The sequence below is a fragment of the Legionella gresilensis genome, from assembly GCF_900639865.1.
GTDB lineage: Bacteria > Pseudomonadota > Gammaproteobacteria > Legionellales > Legionellaceae > Legionella_C > Legionella_C gresilensis.
Map to the genome: position 1 here is coordinate 92383 of NZ_CAAAHX010000012.1, position 14288 is coordinate 106670.

Consider the following 14288-nt stretch of genomic DNA (forward strand, 5'->3'; position numbering starts at 1 on the left):
TATACTCTATTAACATTTAATAACAACAGCCTGCCCATTTAGGTTTCTGATAATTTTTAGATCTTGCCTGCCTTGTAATTCATCAACATAGTCACGTATGCCATTGGTTGAGAAAAAACCATAATCATCAAATACAACAATAGCACCATGAGTTAGTCTAGGGAGGAGCCATTCAAAGGCATCATGTGCACTTTGGTAAACATCAACATCGATGTGAGCGAATTTAAACATATAATCTTTGACTTGATTGCCTGTTTCTTCGGGAAAAATGCCTGGAAGAGTCGTTACATTTTGTAATTGTATACGCTCTACCAAATCAGTAATGACATGCTCATCACTTGCTAATTCGCCTCCTTGATAAAAAAGATCATGCTTACTAGCTTTCACGATGCCACGAAAGGTATCACATAAAAATACCTTTGTTTCTTTATTTTCTTGCGCCAGACGATGAGCAATTAAACAGCCTGATCCTCCCCGCCAAGAGCCAATTTCAATAGCATGCCCTGGAAGATGATTGACTTGATTAGCGAGTTGCCAAATTTCATATAATCGCATGTTATCCAATAAGGTATTGGACTTTACTAATTGGATGACCTTGAGAAATTGCTCATCTGTGCGCCATGGACTATAAGTTGCATTTGAAATTAATGTTGAATGGTCACGATAATTGCGAAGCTTAGGTATTAAAAACTTTAGGGGGAAGTGGAGCATACTTGCAATAACTTGCCGTACATTGCTACTGAACTTGGCTTTCCAAGGCGTACTCTTTTGCAATATTTTTGCCATATCATTCAACCGATTTGTTATAACTTTAACATAACATAAGCATTAATTTTTAGAAAATAAGAGCCTGATCCAAACATAGCCACAGTAGTCCAAACAAGTTACAATCCGCTTTATATTTAATGCGTGAGGATTATGATGTTACTTTTTAGTTCCGCTTTAAAAAAGCATAAAATTACTTTTAAAACCCTAAATAATTGCATGGAATATGTGCCACTTGCGGCGAAATGGGCTGAAGATGAATGGGGATATATTCGTAATAAAGGCGTTGAATATAGAGAAGAACTTATGCGTAACTTAAGTTCAAAGGTTTATATTGGCCTATTTGCAGGCCAACCTGTCGCTATGTTTGCATTAATAGATCGCAATTTTGATGAGTCTACAGGTGCTTCTTTTGCGCAAGAGTTAATGTATGTTTATGTAGATAAAAATTACCGCGGCCTTGGATTTGGTAAGCAAATTATTGATCAAGCTAAGCAAGTAACGACCCAATTAGGCGCTAATTTAATTGTACTAGATACATTAAAACCTAGTTTAAATCGATTTTACGAAAATCAAGGCGCAAAAATTGTTTGTGAAGGTGAGCTATTTTCTCACCCCACAGAGGTTTTAAGAATAAATTTGTAATAAATAAAAATGTGAATGTTCTTATTTTGGTTGTAGCCTTATCCTTAGTTACTGCATTAAGGCTACTTAACTTTTGTTACCAACCACCTTCATAAGGGCGATGTTTTTTCATCTGATTTTTACTTTCGCCACGATGATAATGTAATTTATAGACGCTCTCTTTTGCATTTTTATCCCAGAATGGATGATAGTCGATAGCAAAAACACGTTTTGATTGTTGATATACATTAAATCCGCCACCGCCTTTAGAATAAAGCTCTAAAGCAGCTCGATAATTTCCTTTACGTATAAGTCCATAGATTGCTAGAGAGGTGGTTAAAAATAAGGATGTTTTGTAAGGAAAATTATCAACCTGTTTTTTGGGTTCTTCACATTCTTTCATCTAAGCCGCCTCACTAAATAAATATCCTATTTTACATCAAATTGATTTAAAAGCAATCAGATGAATTTATTATTTTAGGAATTATTAACTAATAAGTAGCCTGGCGCAGGCCTTTAGGCCGGAATCCGGATTTTACTGCATTGTACCCAGGATACTTGTTAGAATTTGATCTATAAGTAAATTTTTGACTTATTCAAATTAAGGTTGATTAGCCTTTGAATGGGTAAAATATTGATCTAATGTACTTATATCTTTTAAAGTTTTTTGTACAAGTTCTGTTAACTCACTATATTTTCGGCTTTCGGGATTTAGCTGACGTAGATCTTCCAGGGTGAAATATAAAGGGCTTTGAATTTCACTAATAGTACAATAAACTATAGATTCTGATATTTCAGGGTTTTTAACAAGTAATTGATAAATATGAACGGCAGCTGAATCTTCATCAGTTTCCATTTTATCCTTTACAGCCTTAGGTAAATTAATAATACCGAAATAGGCGTCTTCTTTTACTAACTCAAATCCCTGATCTTTAATGGTTTGACCGATAGAGCTGCCACTATAAATTTTGTTGTGGGTGGTTTTTAACCAGTCTGGAATTGGCAACGAAAAATTAACGATTGCACAAGTTCGCATTATGCCATCGGAATGTAAATTTGATATTCGAAAATTACCTTCTTGAAAAACAAGGTCTATTCCATAATGACCGAATAGAAGTTTAATTCGCTGGCTATTTAGTAGGCCTTTCATATTCTGAAGTTCTGTAATATCTCTGGACAGTGCCTGTTGATTGATTTGATTTACTCTATTTAGCTGAAAGAAGGTGTCAACTTTTGCAGTTGTAGTAGTATATTTTGAATACATCTGTAAGGCTCATTTTGGTCATCATGTATATTGGTTAGATATTTTCCATTTGCTACTTATGATGTCAATACATAAGTCTATTTTTAATCCAATAAACGTAGTCTATTAACTGGCTATGTTTAAAAATGTATTAATTTTTTTGGCAATTTTTCTTTTTTGATATGCGCCAGAGGTAAAATAGGATGTAATCGGATATGTTTGACCGTCTTTCATGAGAATGACTAATCTAAAAGTGCGGCTGCCGTCCCGTCTGTTGCTAATATTACTTTCAACATTGATTTTAGATACATCCGATAACACAAAACTTAAATTCTTATTACCAGTAATATTTTTTGTCATATATTGCAGTCTATTATTTGTTTTATCAAAAATAAGTTCATAACCACTAGAAAATAGCATTATATAAAGGCCAACTACGGTAAATAAAAGGGAGATTAAGCTAAGCCACCAAGGATTAGGATTAGCAAGCTTAACTGAGTTGTGCGTACCTGTAGCAATAAATTGGTTAATTGTATCTACAATTTTCTCTTTTTTAGCATAACCTACACTTGAATCTTGGGTCATGTTGATTAAACCATCTGTTGTTTTAAGCATAATAGAATAGGTTGATGTGCCTATGATTGCTGCACCTATAAGTGTGTTTAAATTAGTTTGCTTTTTAGAAATTCCAAAAAATGAAAAATTTAATAGACATTCTCTCGCTAAATTGGGCTTTATATCATTGCAGGTGATTTGATAATTACCTAGAAAATAAGGCAAAGGCAATATACTTAAATTAATTAACAAAAACCCCATTATACGTGGAAATAGGGAGCTAATAGTTAATTTCATAACATTATTGTTTAGCATTCTTAATTTCATGTTTTATTGTTTAGCTTTTTGCATAGTGATTTGCTTCTCACTCATCTACATCTTTAGGGTAGAAAAGTGGGTTTGATTGACTATCGGATTCTAAGGAGTACTTGGGTAAAATTAAAATTATCGTGGCGCCTTTGTTTAGCCCGGCGCTATTAGCCTGTAAACTGCCGCCTAGCTCTTTGGCAAAAAGAGCGCTTGTATGTAAACCTAATCCATGGCCAAATTCTTTAGTGGTAAAGCCATTAGAAAATATTTTTGTTAAATTTGCAGATGGAATGCCTATACCATTGTCAATTACTTCAATAATAATAGAGTTATCTTTATCATAAAGTTTAAGTTGTAATACCTTGTTTTTCCTATTACTTTCTGCCAGTGCGTCCATTCCATTTTTTATAAGATTTAAGATAATCTGCAGTAATTTTACCCTATCTAATTTTATCTTTGGAACTGGTTCAAAATTACGTATGATTTTAATATCTGAATGATTAGATTCTAATTCATGTATAATTAAGGCGTGTTCGATTAATTCTGCAGGTGAAATTAATTCAGTTGTCTTAATTAAATAATTAAAAGATTGCTGCATTTCAATGATGCGTTTAATGTGATGTACATTTTTTTTTAAGTTATTTATTTCTTGTGCTAAATGTAAATTTTCATCTTTCCATTCCTGAGCCAGCAGAGTTAAAAATTCAGGGATATATTGACCTTTTGCATCGTTTAATGTGCCCTTATTTTTTGCATGCTCAACGCATAAATCGGCAATCATTTCTAGTTTAGGCATTTTGGATAAATTTAAATTCTCTTGGATCATTTGAACGGAGGTATTAATACTGTTTAATGTATTTCCAACATTGTGCAATATTGATGATGCAACCTCAGACATACCAGATAATCTTGATAAAGTTGAAACTTTATTTTGTGCCTGTTCTTTTTCAATAAATATACCTAATTGATTACTGATATCATTCAAAAGTTCCATTGTTTTCTTATCAGGTAGCTGCGTTTCTTTTTTAAAAAATTCAAGCACTCCTAATACTTTCCCTTCAAAAAGGATAGGCAAAGCAAATCCACTACGAAGGCCTACTTTTTCAGCTGCAGTAGAGCGTGGGAAGTTTAATTCTGTTTTTATATCTGAAATCCATTTTATAGATTTATTTTGCCAAACTGTGCCAGGCAATCCGACTCCATAGGGAAAAGTCAGGCTTTTACTGATTGCTTCAGCGAAATTACTGATTTCTTTACTCTTAATCCAAGTATCTACACATCTTAATACCTTATTTACCTCATCTACTTTCCATAATGCGCCTTCATCTAATCCCATAAACTCACAAATAGTTTTTAAGATTTTGAGCGCAATTTCATCAAGAGAGGTGTGTTCAGCCATCAGACGTACTAATTCATGATGCATAGTTACCCGACGCTCTGCCATCTTCCTATCAAATATGTTACGTAAAACGCAGATAATAGATATTTTTTCGGTTAAATCGACAGTAGAGATAGCTAGTTCAATAGGAATACGCGTTTTATCTTTTTTTACAGCAATAAATTCAGTCAAACTGTCAGTAGGAATAGTTAAAAGTAGTGAGGTAATTTTAAGATTTGATTGATTAGGGGATATAAAATCAATTAATTTATGTATACTTTTTCCTTCTAACTGTTTAGATGTGTAATCAAATAACCTACATGCGGCTTTATTGCAGCGAACGACATGAAATTGCTCATCCATGACTAAAATACCATCAGGCGTTGCATCTAAAATGGCTCTGGTATTTTTCTCTTTATCAACTAGATCATTAGATAGCGCTTCTAAGTCCTGATTAATTTGATAAAGGACGCGGCATTTATTTTCACCAATATTTTCAGCTTCCTTGCGAGCTCTTTTTTCTCGATCCAGCTGTTTGAGCAAAATATCAATCCTTTGCACAGTTAATCCTTTTCTCGAGTGTAAAAAGCATTACATATTTTTTGTCGATTTCAGGTTTAAGTTCCTGACGCGTTAACTGTATGTTTTCCTTGAAATAACGACTACACCCTAAAATTAAACCTTCAGCAAGGTCAGCAAATGGGTGATTTGAACTATATTTCATAGTCATTACATGATCATTTAACATGTTACATTCAAATCGAGGTAGTTCTGCTTCAGGATAAAGTTTACGTACCTCAACATGGATATGATTATCAACTTGTTGGAGAAATTTGAAGGTTGAATTAGCCGTTTGAATGAGATCTTTATACCGATTTAAAAACTTATTAAAAAGATACTTGCCATATTCAATTTGTAATTGAGAAATAGGGATTTTTATAGCTAGGCTCAAATTTTTAATCAATCTAAGAAGCTCTTGATGATCATAAGTACCAATGTCTGTGTAAGCACCTTGGGTCGATAAATTAGATTGTTCAATAATAGTTTCTACCATTTCAGGTGAAAATACTTCAGCAACCATTTCCAGAAAATTACTGAAAATTATACCTTTCATTATAAATAATCCTTTATATTTCATCCTTCAAAATAAAGTATAAATCAGATTAAAGAAATTTTCTTTTAATAGGAATGGTTTAATAAACGCTGATTAAAAGGGGCTGTAACAGCCCCTTAACGAAATAGGAGAATAGAATTAATTTATGGTGTTATAGTTTGCCATTGTCCATTTAAGAAAAAAGGTTGATTCCATTGCATTCTTAACTGTTCGTCTTTTTTCTTAAGTGTTATCAAAGACTTATTTGCCTCTACTATAACTGAATGATCAGTATGATCTATTTTTCTAATCGAGATTAAATTACTGCGCTGATAGTTAATAAATGGAGGTAATATGATTTGGACATTCCCATCTCGAGCATCAATATCAATATTGCAATCATTAGGTTTGACAACGTAACTGACATTTTCATTACTGTGGATGGTTGTATGTGAACAATGATTTACTGCTGATACTAAAAGATCATCTGCCTGGTATTTTTTAGTATTAGCAAGCCGATTCAAAAACTCAGCTAAATCACCACTATAGCCACATAAGTTTATGCGTATAAAACTATTGCTAGCCCCCATAGTATTGCCATTATCAACTGCAACATTCAGATCTTTAAATATAATGTCTTCGCCTGTCATTGGTGTGCTATCAGAACTATGCAGCTTTGCAAAAAGCGTAGGGCTACCCGGAATACTTGTCACTTCTGTACCAGGATAACGCCTGAGAAGCTCAGATTTGACGATATCATGGCGTTTTACAATCGTTTTAAAGGCGTCATTGCGCAGTGATTGCCCTGCATCAGGGAGAGATAGAAGGGCGGAAATGAGATTTAAAGCATCAGCCGTACCCGGTGAGCTAGTTCCCACGGTTAATTTCCAAAGATAAGAAAAGAAATTATGAAAAATACTGGCAGCATACGTATCATGCATAGGAAACCAGATATATCCAAGCCGATACCCTGGTTTGCCAAGCGCTTTAGATACCGAATTAAACGTAAATACATGTTTGCCTTCACGCCTTGCTTGAGCGACCCAAGCAATATTGTCTTTAATATAGCCTGTACCATCACTGCCATACGAAGGTGAAGCAAAGACAAAATCAGCGATAATAATATTTGCTTTAGTATAGGGTTCACGAAATTTGCCATCGGGATTATTAGGTGAAGTGACAAACTCTACTAATGTTTCATCCGGATTAAGTTTAATTTCGCTAGGATCATTAAAACCTTGAAATCGAACATTGGGATAAGGCCGATATGAGATTGCATGCTCGTGAAATGAATAAAAAGGGATCTTTTCAACAAACAAAAAATGTTTTTGAGGCTCGGTTGTAGCAATAGCATAGACTAGGCCGAAAATAATTTGCAATGAACCATTAGAAGGAGAAAAGACATATTTATTTTCATTAGGATCAAGAAATAGTTCTAGGTTGCCAAGGCGCGTATGATAAGCTCGAAGTGTTTGCTCTATATCATTAAAAAAAGCGACGCTAGAAGGGATTACCAGCGGACCCTTTTCCCCCGGTTGCCCAATGTAAACGCCGCTCTCAAAAACATGAAGAGCTGGCGGATTAAGTAGCCCATAACGCTGATAGAGTTCGGTAAACATCGGCGTTTCGTTTGGCCGCATATAAATTAGAGGCTCCGAAGCAATACTGAACTTAGTAAATATAATCAATAAAAATAACATTGTAGTCAGCTTAAGTGCGCTTGGCGTAACTATTGTCTGCACACAATTAAAAGCTATTTTTAAAAAATTTGTCCTAGACATCAATAAATACTCCTATAAAATATCCCTAAAATATGGAGTGAATCTGTAGTTATTTGGAAGGTTAATTTAGAAATCTCACAATTTTGACAGCATCATTATTTGCCCCTTTGCATCCAATACCTTAGCAACTATTTTAATCGGATGGAAGGTTACTCGCTGAGTTTAAATTTATAACGTCATTCGCCTCATTACCTTGTGCTTTGTCTGAAATTTAGCCGGAAACGTTATAACTTTACAGAAATAGTCATTAGTATTTATTGCAAAATTGAATAAAAAAATTATCATAGTAAATTAATTATGTTTTACTCATTTTCTGTGATATTTAAGTTGATTTATAAACAAGCTTAGTTTAATAACAATATTTAATTTTAATAAAAAAATATTTATTAAAAGATTAAATTAAAAATTGCTTAAAAAGGGAAGTAGTTAGAGTGGACTACTTTTTTTTCTTACTCTTTGAACGCTTGTGATTTTTAACTTGAGCAGCTTTTTTAGTTAAATATGTTTCACAACCTTCGATAGTAAGCGGTCGTGAATAGTAGTAGCCTTGAATTCCGTCAACCCCATTTAATTGTAAGGCTTTAAGTTGAGTTTCATTTTCTACACCTTCTGCTATAACTTTAAGGTTAAGGTTATGAGCCATCTGGGTAACGCCACTAATTATTGTTTGATCTAATTGATCAGTATCACAATTTCTTATAAACGTTTTATCTATTTTAATTTTTTGAATAGGTAAATTTTTTAAATAGGATAAACCTGAATATCCTGTACCAAAATCATCCATTACCAGATTAATACCTAATGCTTGTAAGGCTTTAAGTTCCTGAAATAATTTATCGCTATATTCAATGAAAACTGATTCTGTGATTTCTAATTCAAGATAAGCGTGGTCTAATTGCGTTTCCATCAAGACCTTACTAACAAGCTCACTAATGGATTGACGTAAGAATTGTATTGTAGAAATATTAATAGCGATAGGACCTGGGAGTATATTGGCTGCTTGCCATACTTTCGCTTGCTTACAGGCTGTTTTGATTATCCATTCACTAACAGGAATAATAAGGGGACTTTTTTCTAAAGTCTCAATAAAACTACTAGCTTCCAAAATTCCTTTTGTAGGATGATTCCAACGCAATAAGGTTTCAAGTCCAATAATTTCTCCGGAATTAGTATCATAAAAAGGCTGATACATTAAGAAAAACTCTTGATTATCATAAGCACGTTGTAAATCCTTATCAAGGCCATGACTGCGTTGATATTCTTCATATAATTGCGTCGAATAATAATGGTATTGATTCCGCCCTTTTCCTTTTGCTTGATAAAGGGCAGTATCTGCTAGTTTAAGTAGTTTTTCTATATCATTTCCATGATCAGGAAATACACTTATACCCATACTAAAAGTAATTTGAACTAAATGCTCTCCTATTTGTATAGGTTTAACTAACTCTTTAAAAATACGGTCTACAATAGTTGTAATTTGCTTTTCGGAAGTAATATTGGCAAGCATAATAGCAAACTCGTCACCACCTATGCGAGCTGCAATATCACCTTCGCGCAATGTTGCCAGGAATGTTTGGGCAATGTGCATCAATAATTTATCGCCATTATCGTGACCTAGGGTATCATTAATAACTTTAAAATAGTCTAAATCCAAAAATAATAAGGCTAATTTTTCTTGAGAGCGTGTTATTTGCTTTGACGTTTGTTGGAATATTTCATAAAGCATATTGCGATTAGCTAACCCTGTTAGGGGGTCATGAGTTGCTTGATAATAAAGCTTTGCATTTTCAAGCGATGTCATTGCTTGTGAGGATAGTAAATGTAAACTATCTAAGTGGCTAGGTGTAAAAGTATGAGTATTACTTTTGTTTTCCAAATAAAGTAGACGGCATAATTGCCCTTTGTAAAAAAGAGGCATCATTAACAGCGATCGTGGTCGTTCTTGTTGTATATAAGGGTCATGAAAACTAATTTCAGATTCAGTAGCATCTTGTAAAATAAGGGGTTTTTGAGTTCTTTGCACATAATTTAAAATAGATGCAGGATATTTAGGTTTAGATTCTTCTAGCGATAAACTATTTAAGTAAATAGTTTGTTGCTCGAGATCACCTTCTGCTTCAACGACCCATTTATTATTAATATTTGTCAGAATAATACTGCGTTGTGCGCCTGCATTTTCTAAAACTATCTTCATAAATTTTTGTAATAACTTATCTAAACGGATTTCACTTGAGATAAGTTGAGTGAATTTCAAGATCGCAAGCATGTCTAGATTTGGTGCGTTAATTTGCTGGATCGCTAATTTTTGTAAACTACTATCTTGATCTAATAATTTCAAACTAGCATAAGTTTTCTCTAATAATTTTATCTTAGCTATCAGGCCCCAGTCTTTAAAATATCTATGGGAGTTTTGTAAATATAACTTTGCAAGTCTATCCATTTTACTATCTAAGCAATAACAGCCTGCGCTTTCACTAGCTATCGCTGCCACTAAAATACTTCCCTTAGCAAGGCCAATTTCAACAGCTTGCTCATAGAATCTTAGGACATTTTGATTTTGTAAGCAGCGGGCCATTTCAGCATCAAACAGTAAAGCATAACATTTAAAATTATTAGGGCACCAACGTGCATATTTTTTTATAAAGGCGCCAAGCACTTTTAATTGCTTTAAATAAGATTTTTGCTCAGGTTTAGAAACATGTGGGTAATGGTAAAATAAAGCTAATGCTAGAAAAAACTTACCGTCTATATTGCTTATTAAGCCTTTATCATAATCTGAAAAATGCTCATGGTTTAAGCCAGCTTTAATTGCTGCCTCATAATTTCCTAATAGAAAATGTAGCCGAGTTAAAAGACTATAAAAAAAGCTTAATTCCGTAATATTTTTTCCCTGAATAATAACTTCCTCAAAATGGGATAGGCGTCTATGATCTATGTTTTCAAGGTTCTCTAAACATTTTATGGCGTATTCTAAAAATTGGCCTAAAGTAACAAAATCAGAAATATTGACTCGAGCTATGAAAGATAAAAAAAAGTGAAGGTTCTTTTTAGGTTCATTTAAGTCTTTTCCAGCTGATAAAGTATGTAATACTAGAAGTAAATTACAATAATTACTATAAACTAAATCGCCTACTTCACAACATAGCTTAAATGCTTTAGCAACTGTGTTATTACAGACACTGAGAGGTATTTGATAAGGCTCTATAAAAGAACCTAGTACAAATTGGTTTTTACCTTCAAAATCTGAAGATCCATATTTTAATTTTAAATTATTATAGAGTTTGACAAAGGAGAGTGCCTCATCATATAGATTAAGCGAATGCATAATAACAAAGGCATAGACAGGCATTGCCATAGAGCTACTTTCAGTATATCCATAGCGTAAACTTAAACCAATACTCTTACAAATGAGAATGACAAATAACTGTTGATTGACTATAAAAGAGCTATTAAACAATTGCGTTATTAAATCAGCAATTGCTTTTTGCATTTGATCTGTCATGGGTTGTAATTCAATGTCTTCAATACGTGTTCTTCTTAATTGAATTTTAATTTTAAGAATGGCGCTTAAAACCTGTAATTTATTGGGATTTATAGGTATTTTTATGCCAAATTTTCTTAAAATATTAATTCCTACCTCTAAAGACTCATTATGCTTTCCTAATGTTGAAAACATTTCAATTTTCAAACGATTAATTTCTATAATATTAATGGGTTTACTTATATGATCTAATATGAAAGAGAAACTTTCATCGGCGGCGGTGAAGTCACTAATTAAATATTTACAGACGGCAAATTCTTTATAAAGCTGAAAGGTAAGATCATAATTGTCTCGCCAGCTATCTTCGTTTATTAATGAAATGCCGGCTGATAAATATTTATCTGCTCTAAAGTAAGCTGCAGCAAGCTTAGCTTTTTGACCAGCCCAAAGATTATATTTGGCTAACATTAGTTTCTCTTGCTGATTGGTAATTAAATTTAAGCTTTGATTGAAATGGTTCATAACATCGAATAAATTTTCACTTTTCTGATCAAGCGCTTTTTTACTTAACAGTAAGCGCCCTATTTTAAGATGAATAGTAGCCCTATCTTTGGGATCAATAAGTTCGTAACTTGCCTGTTGCACCCTATCATGGGCGAAGCGATAACGTAAGGAACGGATGTTGCTATCGGTAGTAATAATGCCTTGTAAACCTATTAAGCCTACTGTTTTGTAAGGCTCTTCAAGTGGATAAATTAAATTGGCTTTAATAGCATCACATAATCGTTCTGCTGTTTCTTGAATAGTTTGGCCAGTTACAATAAGCAATGTTTTAAAATTAAATTGATGGCCAAGACAGGAAGCTAATTTTAAATTTTCTTGAGTAGGCTCAGAAAGTAAATGAATTTTTGTAGTGAGTAGGTCAACGACATTATCGGTTGCGCTTTGCTGTTGTATTTTGTCTAAATCCCATTCCCAAGCACCTCTATCATAAGAAAAAGCGAGTATCTTTTTTTGATAAATAATTTTAATAAATACATTGATAAAGAAAGGATTGCCGTGGGTTTTATCATAGATGCATTTGGCCAGTGGCCGAATTTTTTCTGTGGGTGCAAAAAGGGTGTCTATTAGCAGTTGTTCAATATTATGTAATTTCAAAGGTCGTAATGTAATCGTTGTAAAAGGGATTTTTGTCTTTTTTAAATCGTGTATAGTGAGTTGTAAGGGATGATTTGCATAGACCTCATTATCTCTATAGGCGCCAATAATAAGCAAATAATTAGTTTCACGATCTTGTAATAAATTTTCGATAAAATTAAGTGATGAATTGTCAGCCCATTGTAAGTCATCTAAAAACATCACTAAAGGATGATTGGCTTGCGCAAACACACGTACAAAATTTTGAAATACTAGGTTAAAACGAGCTTGTGCATCATTTGGACTAAGTTTAGGGACTGGTGGCTGACTGCCTATAATAAGCTCAACTTCCGGGATAACATCGATGACTACTTGTCCGACGCCTCCCAATGCTTGAATAAGATGCTCTTTTAACTCTTGAATTCTAGTTTCATTTTCTAATAAAACTTGTTTAATTAGGTTCTGGAAAGCACCAACAATAGCACTATAAGGCACACTTTGTTGTAGCTGGTCAAATTTACCTTGGCTATAATAACCTCTATACTGCATAACAGGCTTGTGGATCTCTTTAACTAAAGATGTTTTGCCTATTCCTGAGTAACCTGCAATAAATACTAATTCTTTTTTACCTTGACTTATGCAGTCAAATGCTTCTAATAGCTGGCAAACTTGCTCTTTTCGGCCATAGAGATTACGTGAAATAACTAAATGATCTTTTTTATCCTTTAAGGCTAAGGTAAATTCGTCAATATTTCCTTTAGCTATCCACTGCTTTTGACATTCTTCAAGGTCATGTTTTAATCCAATAATATTTGCATAGCGCTCTTCAGGCATTTTTTTTAATAATTTAGCAATAATCGAGCCTAGTATTGCTGGCGCGTCATGTCTAAGCTCAAGGACGTCTGTAGGTTTTTTTGCAATATGACAATGAACTAATTCTAAAGGATCATTAGTAGGAAAAGGTAATTGATTAGTTAACATTTCAAAAAGGGTAATTCCCAAAGAATAAAAGTCAGTCCGATAATCGACAGGGCGATTAATTCTTCCTGTTTGTTCTGGTGAAATATAAGCTAAACCTTCGTCAAATCTACCCAAGTTTAAATAATCAAAGGTTTCAGTAAGTTTGGTAGAAGCACTAAGATCAATTAGTTTTAAGGTTAATTTACTAGGATCTATTATTATATTTGACGCTCTTATCTCTTTATGAATAATATTTAATTGATGTAACTCTTCAATAATATCTACTAGCTGTAATGCTAGATTTAAAAAATCGCCTATTGTTAACTGATGTTTCTTAAGATAAAGACTTAAAATCTGCCCTTCAACGCCTTCTAAAACTAAAATAGGCTCTGAAAGATTAGGAATAAAATCGTAGGGTTTTATGATAGTTGAAGATTTAATCTTTTGGAGTAGGTCGTACTCATGCTGTAAAATAGCTAAGTTTTCCGAAGGTGAGCCACCATTATTAGGCGTTTTTAATAGAACCTTACGACTATCTTTCCATCTTAAGGCATAGTAAGTGTCTATATTATGCTTGGTTCGCATTCTTTCTTGTAATGCATACCCAGATACGGTAACCATTCACACCCCTACCTTAGTAATGCAGTGGACCCTATAATCAGCTAGATAGGTAACTACGTCAAAATTAAAACTCTATTAAAGTATAATAATAACTACTCGTATTCGCCATTTTTTTATAAAAAATTTATACAATAAGATTATTTTAAAATCAAGTGATAGGGAAATCAATGAAAGTAAGATATTTAGAATTAAAGTATTGATAAGCAGAAGGATAGTTGATCCTTCTGCTTATTAGAGATGATTTTTAAGAAAAACTCCATAATAGACGTGCTGCAACACCGTTATCTTTGACTTGAGATGAATATTGGCCAAAATAAGAAACCGCTAAATGCACATTATTC

At 33.3% G+C, this 14288-nt stretch carries 9 protein-coding genes; 1 reads left to right on the forward strand and 8 read right to left on the reverse strand.

Features of this window, described 5'->3' with window-relative positions; all coding sequences use genetic code 11:
• Positions 1–9: 9 nt before the first annotated feature.
• Positions 10–786: a TylF/MycF/NovP-related O-methyltransferase gene (locus tag E1P04_RS13925; protein WP_131783512.1), complete on the reverse strand. Its 777-nt coding sequence runs from the start codon at positions 784–786 to the stop codon at positions 10–12.
• 135 nt (positions 787–921) lie between these two features.
• Here E1P04_RS13925 and E1P04_RS13930 point away from each other — a divergent pair, with 135 nt between their 5' ends.
• Entirely contained in the window at positions 922–1410 is a 489-nt protein-coding gene (locus tag E1P04_RS13930) for a GNAT family N-acetyltransferase (protein WP_131783526.1), read from the forward strand.
• Between the two features lie 76 nt (positions 1411–1486).
• On the opposite strand, the gene E1P04_RS13935 is transcribed toward E1P04_RS13930, so the two are convergent.
• The 7 genes from E1P04_RS13935 to E1P04_RS13965 form a co-directional block, all read right to left on the reverse strand.
• Entirely contained in the window at positions 1487–1792 is a 306-nt protein-coding gene (locus tag E1P04_RS13935; protein WP_131783513.1) for a hypothetical protein, read from the reverse strand.
• 198 nt (positions 1793–1990) lie between these two features.
• A complete protein-coding gene (locus E1P04_RS13940; RefSeq protein WP_131783514.1) occupies positions 1991–2653 on the reverse strand; it encodes a hypothetical protein in 663 nt (220 codons plus the stop codon).
• A gap of 105 nt (positions 2654–2758) precedes the next feature.
• Complete coding sequence (locus E1P04_RS13945; RefSeq protein WP_131783515.1) at positions 2759–3502, reverse strand: hypothetical protein; 744 nt, start codon at positions 3500–3502, stop codon at positions 2759–2761.
• A gap of 49 nt (positions 3503–3551) precedes the next feature.
• Entirely contained in the window at positions 3552–5435 is a 1884-nt protein-coding gene (locus tag E1P04_RS13950; RefSeq protein ID WP_131783516.1) for a PAS domain-containing sensor histidine kinase, read from the reverse strand.
• Positions 5422–5988, reverse strand: a complete 567-nt coding sequence (locus E1P04_RS13955) for a heme NO-binding domain-containing protein (protein ID WP_165482793.1) — start codon at positions 5986–5988, stop codon at positions 5422–5424. Before E1P04_RS13955 ends, E1P04_RS13950 begins: the two co-directional genes overlap by 14 nt.
• Before the next feature lie 143 nt (positions 5989–6131).
• Positions 6132–7748, reverse strand: a complete 1617-nt coding sequence (locus tag E1P04_RS13960) for an aminotransferase class I/II-fold pyridoxal phosphate-dependent enzyme (RefSeq protein WP_131783518.1) — start codon at positions 7746–7748, stop codon at positions 6132–6134.
• Between the two features lie 436 nt (positions 7749–8184).
• The gene (locus E1P04_RS13965; RefSeq protein WP_131783519.1) at positions 8185–13947 is read right to left on the reverse strand and encodes an EAL domain-containing protein; all 5763 of its coding nucleotides are present in this window, start codon (positions 13945–13947) and stop codon (positions 8185–8187) included.
• Between the last annotated feature and the right edge of the window lie 341 nt (positions 13948–14288).